Below are 8,742 nucleotides of genomic sequence, written 5' to 3' on the forward strand. Positions count from 1 at the left end.
TCAACCTGTATTTCTCATACCTGCGGCAATACCGTTAATAGTTAACAGTGCGCCTCGCAGTAACTCACCTTTGCTGTAACGCGAATGAATTACACCAGAGGTGGCAGTAATATTACGTGACTGGCGCAAGCGTTTGAGTAGGGAAACTTGGATAAATCCTAAAGGTACAATTGTACCATTGCGTAATTGTACTGAACGTTGCAAAACAGGATCACCATCCAAAAGTCGAGTGTGACCAGTGATTTTTAAGACCAAATCCCTGGTGAGATAGAATTCGTTGGCAATTTGCTCAAAAACTTTTTCTAGCCGGGGTTTATCTTCAGGATTCGCCAATTCTTGAACATAGTGATTTGCCATTTGCATATCTACTTTAGCTAGGGTCATTTCTGCCTTGGAAATCACCATTTTGAAGAAAGGCCACTTGAGATAAAAGTAGCGTAGTAATTTCAGGTGTTCTTCTGATTCTTCATTCAAGAATCCTTGTAAAGCTGTGCCGATACCATACCAAGAAGGCAGCAAAAACCGGGTTTGTGTCCAGCTAAATACCCAGGGAATAGCTCGTAAACTGCTTAAATCTTTTTTCCCTGATGGTCGCCGCGCCGGACGAGAACTAATTTGCAATTGGCTAATTTCTTCTATTGGGGTGACTTGGTGGAAAAAGTCGATGAAATCTGGCTGCTCGTAAATTAAATTGCGATAATGTTGACGCGATCGCACAGCTAATTCTTCCATAATTTCATTCCAAGGTTCAATATCATCAAACCCTGTTCGCAACAGACTAGCTTGAATTACAGCTGTGGTAATGGTTTCCAGGTTATACAGAGCTAAGTCCAGCAAGGAGTATTTAGAAGCTAATACTTCCCCTTGTTCAGTAATTTTGATACGCCCGTTAATACTGTGGCCTGGTTGAGCCAAAATCGCCTCGTAAGCCGGGCCGCCCCCCCGTCCTACAGAACCACCACGTCCGTGGAAAATGCGTAAACTTACACCATATTCTTCAGCAATTTTCTGGAGAAATTTTTGAGCTTTGTGAATTTCCCAATTGCTACTTAAAAAACCAGAGTCTTTATTGCTATCAGAATACCCCAGCATCACTTCTTGTAAGTTAGCGGTTAGAGGAGAAGCGGTGGTGGGAATACTGGAGGATGAAGATCCATTTTCTTTGGTGGCTTTGACTGCTTCGTAGCCACCTGCTAACAAAGCGCGATATAACGGTAGTTCAAACAACTGCCGCATGACGCTTTTGGAACGTTGTAAGTCTTCTACTGTCTCAAACAAAGGAACAACTTGAATAGTCCCCACCGCCATTGCAGGGTCAAAAAGTCTAGATTCTTTGGCCAATAGCAAAACTTCTAGGACATCACTAACTTGGCGGCACATACTGATAATGTATGTTTGGCAGATGTTAACACCAAACTCTTGCTGTAGCGATCGCATGACGCGGAAAGTTTCAATCACGTCATTGGTTTTTGCTGAAAATGGTAATTCTGCCGGAATTAGTGGACGGCGAGTTTGCAATTCTCCAGTCAGCCAAGCAACTCGCTGTTCTTCGGATAGTTGGTTATAAGATTGGGGTAGTATTTGCAGATATTCCAGAACCTCATTTAAAGCATCAGAGTGTCTGGTTGATTCTTGGCGGATATCCAACTGAGTTAAGTTAAAGTCAAAAATTTCTACTTGAGAAATGAGGGTTTCTAATTCGCGGCAGCTTAAGCCAGTTTCTGTCAAGTTACGTTCAATTAAGCGCAGTTCTGCTAAAAACTCTGCCCCGGAACGATATATGGGTGCGTCCTCTGGTATGGCTTCTCCACGCAAGCTATTAGTAACACCAAAGCGCACATTGGTTGACTTTTCCTGATTATACAAAGATAAATTGCGATCGCGGGTATTTTCCAACCGTCTAAGCACATAAGCGAGTTTTAATCGATAGGGTTCTTGGCGATAACGCAGGGCTAGCGAGTCGTAAACATCACTTAACTGGGACTGATCCATCTCTAAAGATTCCAGCAAGTCTGGTAAGACATCGCTCCAGTGCATGGATACACTCAATAATTCAATCAGCTGTTTCACTGATTTAATATATCGTTCCAAGACCATTTTGCGCTGATAGCAAGCCGTCTGCCAGGTGATTTCTGGTGTAACTGATGGGTTACCATCACGATCTGAGCCTACCCAGGAGCCAAAGGAGCAAAAGTTTTTATTCGGGGGTTCTAGCCAATTAAATGTTTTACCTAGGGCATATTTTAAGCGCTTATATAGTTGAGGAATGCCATCAAATAAAACTTCTTGGAAGTAGTGTAGAGCATAATCTACTTCATCCAGCACCGTTGGCTTGAATTGGTGGAGTTCATCTGTCCGCCACCATAGGCGTATTTCTTCCAACAATTTTTCTCGCAATTCTGAGGCTTCCCAAGGATATCCTCCCGGGGTGCTTTCAGTGCGGTTTTCCACTAAATCGAGTTTTTGCAGCAGGTTTACCACCTGTCTTTGTTTATCTCGGATGGTATGACGAACTATTTCCGTCGGGTGAGCTGTAAAAACCAAACGCACATCCAGTTGTGAAATTAGGCGTTGAATTTGTTGCGGTGGTACATTTAGCTTGAATAAATGGGGAAACAAGGTAGCAAAAGTACCTTTTTGTTTTCCTGCGGATTTGGTCAACCAGCTTTTTGCTAGTACGTCTATTTCTATTTCTTTATCAAGAATAATGGAATCATCTTCTTTTTGGTTGGAAGAGTAGGTAGCGTTTGAGACAATCTCCTTTTGAATTACAGTTTCTGCTTCTCCTTCAGAATAGCGGGTCAATTGCTGACGTTGTTCATATTCCTGCTCTATGATGTTTATCAGCTGGAAATACAAAGCAAAAGCACGAGCTGCTCGAATTGCCTCGTTGATGTTCAGTTGTTCAATCAACTTAACGGCAGATGCTGCTTGGTCGTTTCTTGCTTGTCCTTCAGGCGAACACAAGTCACGCAATTGCCGCAATAGATCCACCATCGCTTGACCGCATTCTTGTAGGAGTACTGATTCCCACAATTCCTCCACTATTTGAAGACGATGACGCAAAAATAATTCTGACGCAGGGTAAAAATTCGCCGCATGAGACAAACTGTATAAAAGAGAACCCATAATTTCTGCTCTTGTAAAGCTGATTACTGTTTATATCCTTAGTCGTGGCAATTCATTCTCACGGTAAAACCATGAGTGTTTTAGGTTTTAAATATATTTTCTAATTTCTTTCCTTGGTTCTGGGGGTTGTATGCAAAGTGTTGTCATTGGACGCATCTGGGAACGGAAGAATGGGCAGGCGATCGCCTCTAAATAATTCTTCACTGGCTTCCCCCATAGATTCTAGGGCCTTTACTGTGGCTTTTTGTGTGCTAAGTAGCAGTAGTATAGACGCTGTACCTATTTGTAAGAGGAAAGATTGGGGAATGTTAAACAAAGGTAGATTGAATCCGGTGTGATCTGAGAATTTTTCGGTAGTAGGAGTCATTGGTAATTTTGGGTTGGTAGCAAATAAGTAAAACAAAATGCGCGCATTCAAAATCTGTGAGACTTTTAAACCCATATGTCTATCTTGTCTGATTTTGCAAGCCCACAAAGTAACAAAATTATTAAAAAAAACTGCAAAATGTGATAGACCTATGCTTTTAGTTTACAGGTGCAGGCAATACCGTTTCCAGTGGTAGGTACAGGTGTGATGAATCGCATCTCTACAAGAAAGTCCTGAGTTGAGGTTTGACTCACCAAATAATAATGGTAAATGACTAATAACTAATGACTAGACTTAACTGCCGATGAAAACAGTATTACCAGATAGTCAGAAATCACTAGTGCAGTGGGTAAGCCAAGCAACAGGAATCAGTACCTTTGGGGTCAAAGTCCGATTGCGGGGAAATGACCTACACATTCTTTGTGAAGGTTCAAAGCCTCCTCCACGCTGGCGCACTTTGTCTGACTTGCTTCATGCGCTACAAAAAACAGACTTGGATCTTTTAACAAGCAACAAACAACCATCAATATACCAAGTATTTGTGTATGGGCGGAAGAAAGGGGAATATCGACCCCAATGGTGCCATCGGGTTTATTTAAATCAACTAGAGCGGCATCTAGAACAGGTCGAGCAAGCCCTAGAAGATGCGGAAAAATCCCCTCATGTGGGTGGGGTGCTGATTATCTCTAATGAAAGTTTGGCACGTCGGGGAGACCCCAGTGCCATTGCTCGTTATCTCAGCGAAACTCTGAGTTTCTTAGGTGTATCGGTAAAGGTAAAAACCCAGCAACATCAACCAAAAGATGGTAGTCAAGCGGTAGTTAATCGTCTGTGGATCTTTTGTCAGTCTAGCTATAGCCCCGATTCATCACTATTAGCTGAACCAGTAGCGCAGCAATTACGGCATTTAAAACTGGTGGGCTACGAAGATGCAGTAATTGTTGCCCAAGTCAATGGTGAAACAGCATCTGATTGGCGGCTGAGAGTTGATCTACGACCTCCAGAAATGATGCTCAAGGATTGGGCTAGATGGGGAGATGTGCAAGCGATTACTAGGCTGTTAAGGTCGATTTTGTCACCATCAAAGGTTGCCATACAAGTTGCCATGAAAGAATCAACCCTGCATATTTTTTGCACCGTCGCTGTTGACTCCTTAGCAACTCCCCCAGCGCCAGATAAAGACCAATGTCTAAGAATAATTTCACACTTCCTCAAAGACCTAGCCCCCCAAGGTATCTTGACTGCTACTGTTTACGGACAAAAAACTTCAGATCAGCAATCAGATTGGATTGACTCGCTAATTTTACCTGCTACACAGCATCCGGCCCTGGGGCTATTGCCTTTTGACTTAGCTAGAAATGGTGATGAACCAGCAATGATTTTTTTACTAGAACGCTTACTCAATTTCGATTTAGATTGGCGTTTAAAGACGGGTGGTATTCGTGTACTGCTATTACGCAAAGGAGACTTGTTACATATTATGTGTGATGCGCCCATTTGCCCACCGCGCTCGCAAGTAGCTAACAAAGTTGCCCAGTTTGTGCGGGAATTGAAAATACCGGGTATTACAGGGGTGCGCGTCTACGGCCGTAGTGCTGGTAGTAAGGAACCATTTTGGTATCATGGCTTAGATTTGGTACAACGCCAACGTCTAGTTCCAGAAGCTAATCCAGAATTTGCTCCTAGGGCAGAATATGTGACTGAGCTTGTAACCACTAATAGTGAACCTTTTTTACGCAACGATTTAACCTCAGCAGAAGTTCACAATTTTGTTACAGATGTGGCACAAAATAGGAGAACCAACATTATCACTACAGCGAAAAAGTGGCTAATAGAAACCCAGATATTTAGAGAAAATCGTGACTCAGTACCACAAAACCCTGATGAGCAAGGACTAAAGTTAGCCTTGGTTTGGGGCACCTTGGGTTTATTACTGACTCTGCAAACTGATTGGATTTTGAATTATTTAATCACTAGGCCCAAACCCATTTCACCACCAGTAAATAATGTTTTACCTTCATTATCCTCGGCAGAATATCCATTATTGATTTCTGAGGAAGATGAGAGTCAAAGGGCAGCATTTTTTCCTGGCAGATATCCCAAATCCTCTCATAATCAAAATGAGCTATTTAACACTTCTGGATTAACTAAAACTAATGAAGAGGATGGGATTTTAAAAGCAAGTCCACTAAAAGAAAAAGCTAACGTAGCAGCTATTTTATTGGCAGCGCGAACGCAGATACTTAGTTTCAATTCTCGACAATTAAACGAACAACTAGCATTGTATAAACAACGAGTTGCTAGAAACGGTAAAGCAGCAGATGTATTAATTATTGGTTCTTCCCGCGCCTTAAGAGGAATTGACCCTGTTGCACTTTCTCAGGGTTTAGCAAATCAAGGTTATCCCAATATTGATGTATTTAATTTTGGAATTAACGGTGCTACAGCACAAGTTGTGGACTTAATCATTCGTCAAGTACTAGAACCTGGAGAACTACCAAAAGTAGTTATTTGGGCAGATGGTTCCCGTGCTTTTAATAGTAAACGAGAAGATGTCACCTTTGAGGCAATTACTGCATCAGAAGGCTATAAACAGGTATTGCAAAAACCATTAACAGCTACAAATAGAGTTCAATCCGTGGAAAAATCTCACAATTCTGCTGGTCAGTATCCATTAGAAAAACCAAAAATAAACAACTACCAAGCAGCAAATGAGTGGTTAAATCAGGCATTGTCTGGTGTTTATACTAGCTACAAAAATCGTGAAAAAATTAAATATTTTTTCTACAAAAAATTGCTTAATTTACCTTTATTTATGACCGTCAAACATATAGGTTTACAAATAAAAAACAAATCAGAAAAATTAGAAGTTATAAACACAAATTATGCAGTTGATTTCGACGGATTCTTACCTTTATCTATGCGCTTTAATCCTGAAAAATATTATCAAAACCATCCCAAAGTTACAGGGAATTATGACAATGATTATCGAAATTTTCAGTTAGAAGGAGAACAAAATGTCGCTGTAGAAAATCTTCTCAAATTTACCAAATCGCGAAATATTTATTTGGTGTTTGTTAATATGCCTCTGACTTATGATTATTTAGATGCAGTTCGCTCAAAATATGAGCAAGAATTTCATCAACATATGTTATCTCTGACAAGTAATGCCAAATTTATATATAGAGATTTCAGTCAACTGTGGATAAAAAACAATGATTATTTTTCTGACCCTAGTCACCTTAACCGCTTTGGGGCGTACGCAGTATCAAAAAAGTTGGCTAATGACCCAATGATTCATTGGCCCAAGAAATAAAGTGCTGAGTGATATGAATAATGACCAATGATTAATGACTAAAATATGAACCTCATATCAATTTCTTATGCAGTGTTTTTGCTGACTGTACTGGGAATTTACTGGTCTGTAGCTCACCAAAAGTGGCGCATGTGGACGTTACTAATTGCTAGTCTTGTGTTCTATGGGTCTTTGGATATTCATTACATTCCTTTATTATTCTTACTCGTTGGGATTAACTTTCGTCTGGGGGTAGAGATCGGTAACAATGCCACACACGGACAATATGTTGTTGACTACCAACTTTCTAACGAAGAGTTGCAGTTTGCCCAAGCTGACTGGAATCGTCGGCGATTCAAGTTACTGTGGCTGGGTGTAAGTGTAAATGTTTTATTGTTAATCAGCTTTAAATATTTGTCGGCTTTGTTTCAGTATGTTTTAAATGTGCAAGTTAATTCAGCAGATTCTGTCTTTAAATTAATTGCACCTTTGGGGATTTCATTTTTTACTTTTGAGTGTATTGCTTATTTAGTAGATGTCTATCGGGGTGCGCCAGCTACTAAACATTTTCTTAAGTTTGTAACATATAAATTCTTCTTTGCTAAGCTTATTTCTGGACCAATTACTTGTTACCACACTTTAGCATCTCAATTTAACAGACTACAACTTCCCTCTAGTGAGGAAGTGACAGAGGCTTTGTGGCTAATTGCTCACGGCGCAGTTAAAAAAGGAATTTTTGCAGATAACTTGGGAATCTTCGTTGATTTATGTTTTGCCAATTTACAACGGGCGGGTAGCGTTGACTTGTGGTTGGCTACATTTGCCTACGGCTTACAGTTGTATTTCGATTTCAGTGGTTACGTAGACATTGCCCGTGGAACTGCTTTACTTTTTGGGTTAGTTTTACCTGAGAATTTTAACTTTCCCTATTTCAGCACCAGCATTGCTGAATTTTGGAGGCGCTGGCACATGACCTTAGGTGATTGGTTGCGAAACTACGTTTACTTTCCTTTGGGTGGCTCTCGTTATGGTTTGACTCGCACCTGCTGTAACTTATTTCTGGTGATGTTAATTGCTGGTATCTGGCACGGTTCAGCCTGGGGTTTTGTTGTTTGGGGTGTATTTCACGGTTTAGCTTTGGGGTTTCATAGACTTACAGATGCCATGAGCGATCGCTTTGAAAATTTGGCACATTTGTGGAAAAGTCCCCTGGGTATACTTGTAGCTTGGTTTTTAACCCAACTGATGGTTTTTACCTCTTGGATTTGGTTCCGCCTCCCAAATTTACAGGATTCTTCTTGGGTAATTCAGCACCTCTGGGGTCATTCTGCTGATGCACAGTTTGTGCAGAAGGTTTATGTAGAAGCCCTGAATATGAGCCCATATCAACTCATTGGGTTGCTGGGAATCCTAGCTGTACTTATGAGCACAATCTATGTCTTTCATGTCAAGCTCAAGTTGGAGTTTAACTGGCCTGTTAAGCTTGTCTTCGTGCCATTATGCCTGTACGCGGTGTGGATATTAGCTCCTGAAGGTAGCTTGCCATATATTTACTTTGATTTTTAATGTTGACACTCCCCATGGCCAAAAGTCAGAAGATTCTTGGCTCATGGAATCAACTTAGTCAGGTCAGTCATTTACCCTGAAATTATTTGCTTTTGCTATAAGTAAATCTAATGTTTCTATCAAGATTAATAATAAAATTCATAGTTGCTTCAACGTAAATACATGTTAAGTTTATTAGAACAGGCAAGCAAACAAGTAAGTCTGATTCATTAAAAGCAACTATTGCAATCATAAACAAATGACCACAACCTTACAACAGCGCCAAAGCGCCAACGTATGGGATCGCTTCTGCGAGTGGATCACCAGCACCGGCAACCGCATCTACATCGGTTGGTTCGGCGTACTAATGATCCCCACCCTACTAGCCGCCACCACCTGCTTCATC

The 8,742-nt window shown here is 40.9% G+C and carries 4 protein-coding genes and 1 pseudogene; 3 read left to right on the forward strand and 2 right to left on the reverse strand.

Translation table 11 applies throughout. The features are described 5' to 3' along the window. Together ppc and NWP25_RS17540 are read right to left on the reverse strand one after the other, a co-directional pair. Positions 1 to 3,129, reverse strand: coding sequence for a phosphoenolpyruvate carboxylase (gene ppc, locus NWP25_RS17535; protein WP_280651621.1), 3,129 nt, complete (start codon positions 3,127 to 3,129; stop codon positions 1 to 3). A gap of 100 nt (positions 3,130 to 3,229) precedes the next feature. Next, complete coding sequence (locus tag NWP25_RS17540) at positions 3,230 to 3,496, reverse strand: hypothetical protein (RefSeq protein WP_280651620.1); 267 nt, start codon at positions 3,494 to 3,496, stop codon at positions 3,230 to 3,232. Between the two features lie 304 nt (positions 3,497 to 3,800). On the opposite strand from NWP25_RS17540, the gene NWP25_RS17545 reads away from it, so the two are divergent. The 3 genes and pseudogenes from NWP25_RS17545 to NWP25_RS17555 all read left to right on the forward strand — a co-directional run. After that, complete coding sequence (locus NWP25_RS17545; protein ID WP_280699886.1) at positions 3,801 to 6,812, forward strand: DUF1574 family protein; 3,012 nt, start codon at positions 3,801 to 3,803, stop codon at positions 6,810 to 6,812. A gap of 45 nt (positions 6,813 to 6,857) precedes the next feature. Beyond that, positions 6,858 to 8,357, forward strand: coding sequence for an MBOAT family O-acyltransferase (locus NWP25_RS17550; protein WP_280651618.1), 1,500 nt, complete (start codon positions 6,858 to 6,860; stop codon positions 8,355 to 8,357). A 238-nt stretch (positions 8,358 to 8,595) separates the two neighbouring features. Then, positions 8,596 to 8,742 (forward strand): annotated as a pseudogene (locus NWP25_RS17555) (photosystem II q(b) protein); the annotation flags it as partial.

This window comes from Umezakia ovalisporum Ak1311 (assembly GCF_029891685.1).
Classification (GTDB): Bacteria; Cyanobacteriota; Cyanobacteriia; order Cyanobacteriales; family Nostocaceae; genus Umezakia; species Umezakia ovalisporum.

What these genes read in the sequence shown, in the direction of transcription:
- ppc (WP_280651621.1), bottom strand. Translation starts at nt 3,129, where the DNA reads ATGGGTTCTCTTTTATACAGTTTGTCTCATGCGGCGAATTTTTACCCT.
- NWP25_RS17540 (WP_280651620.1), bottom strand. Translation starts at nt 3,496, where the DNA reads ATGACTCCTACTACCGAAAAATTCTCAGATCACACCGGATTCAATCTA.
- NWP25_RS17545 (WP_280699886.1), top strand. Translation starts at nt 3,801, where the DNA reads ATGAAAACAGTATTACCAGATAGTCAGAAATCACTAGTGCAGTGGGTA.
- NWP25_RS17550 (WP_280651618.1), top strand. Translation starts at nt 6,858, where the DNA reads ATGAACCTCATATCAATTTCTTATGCAGTGTTTTTGCTGACTGTACTG.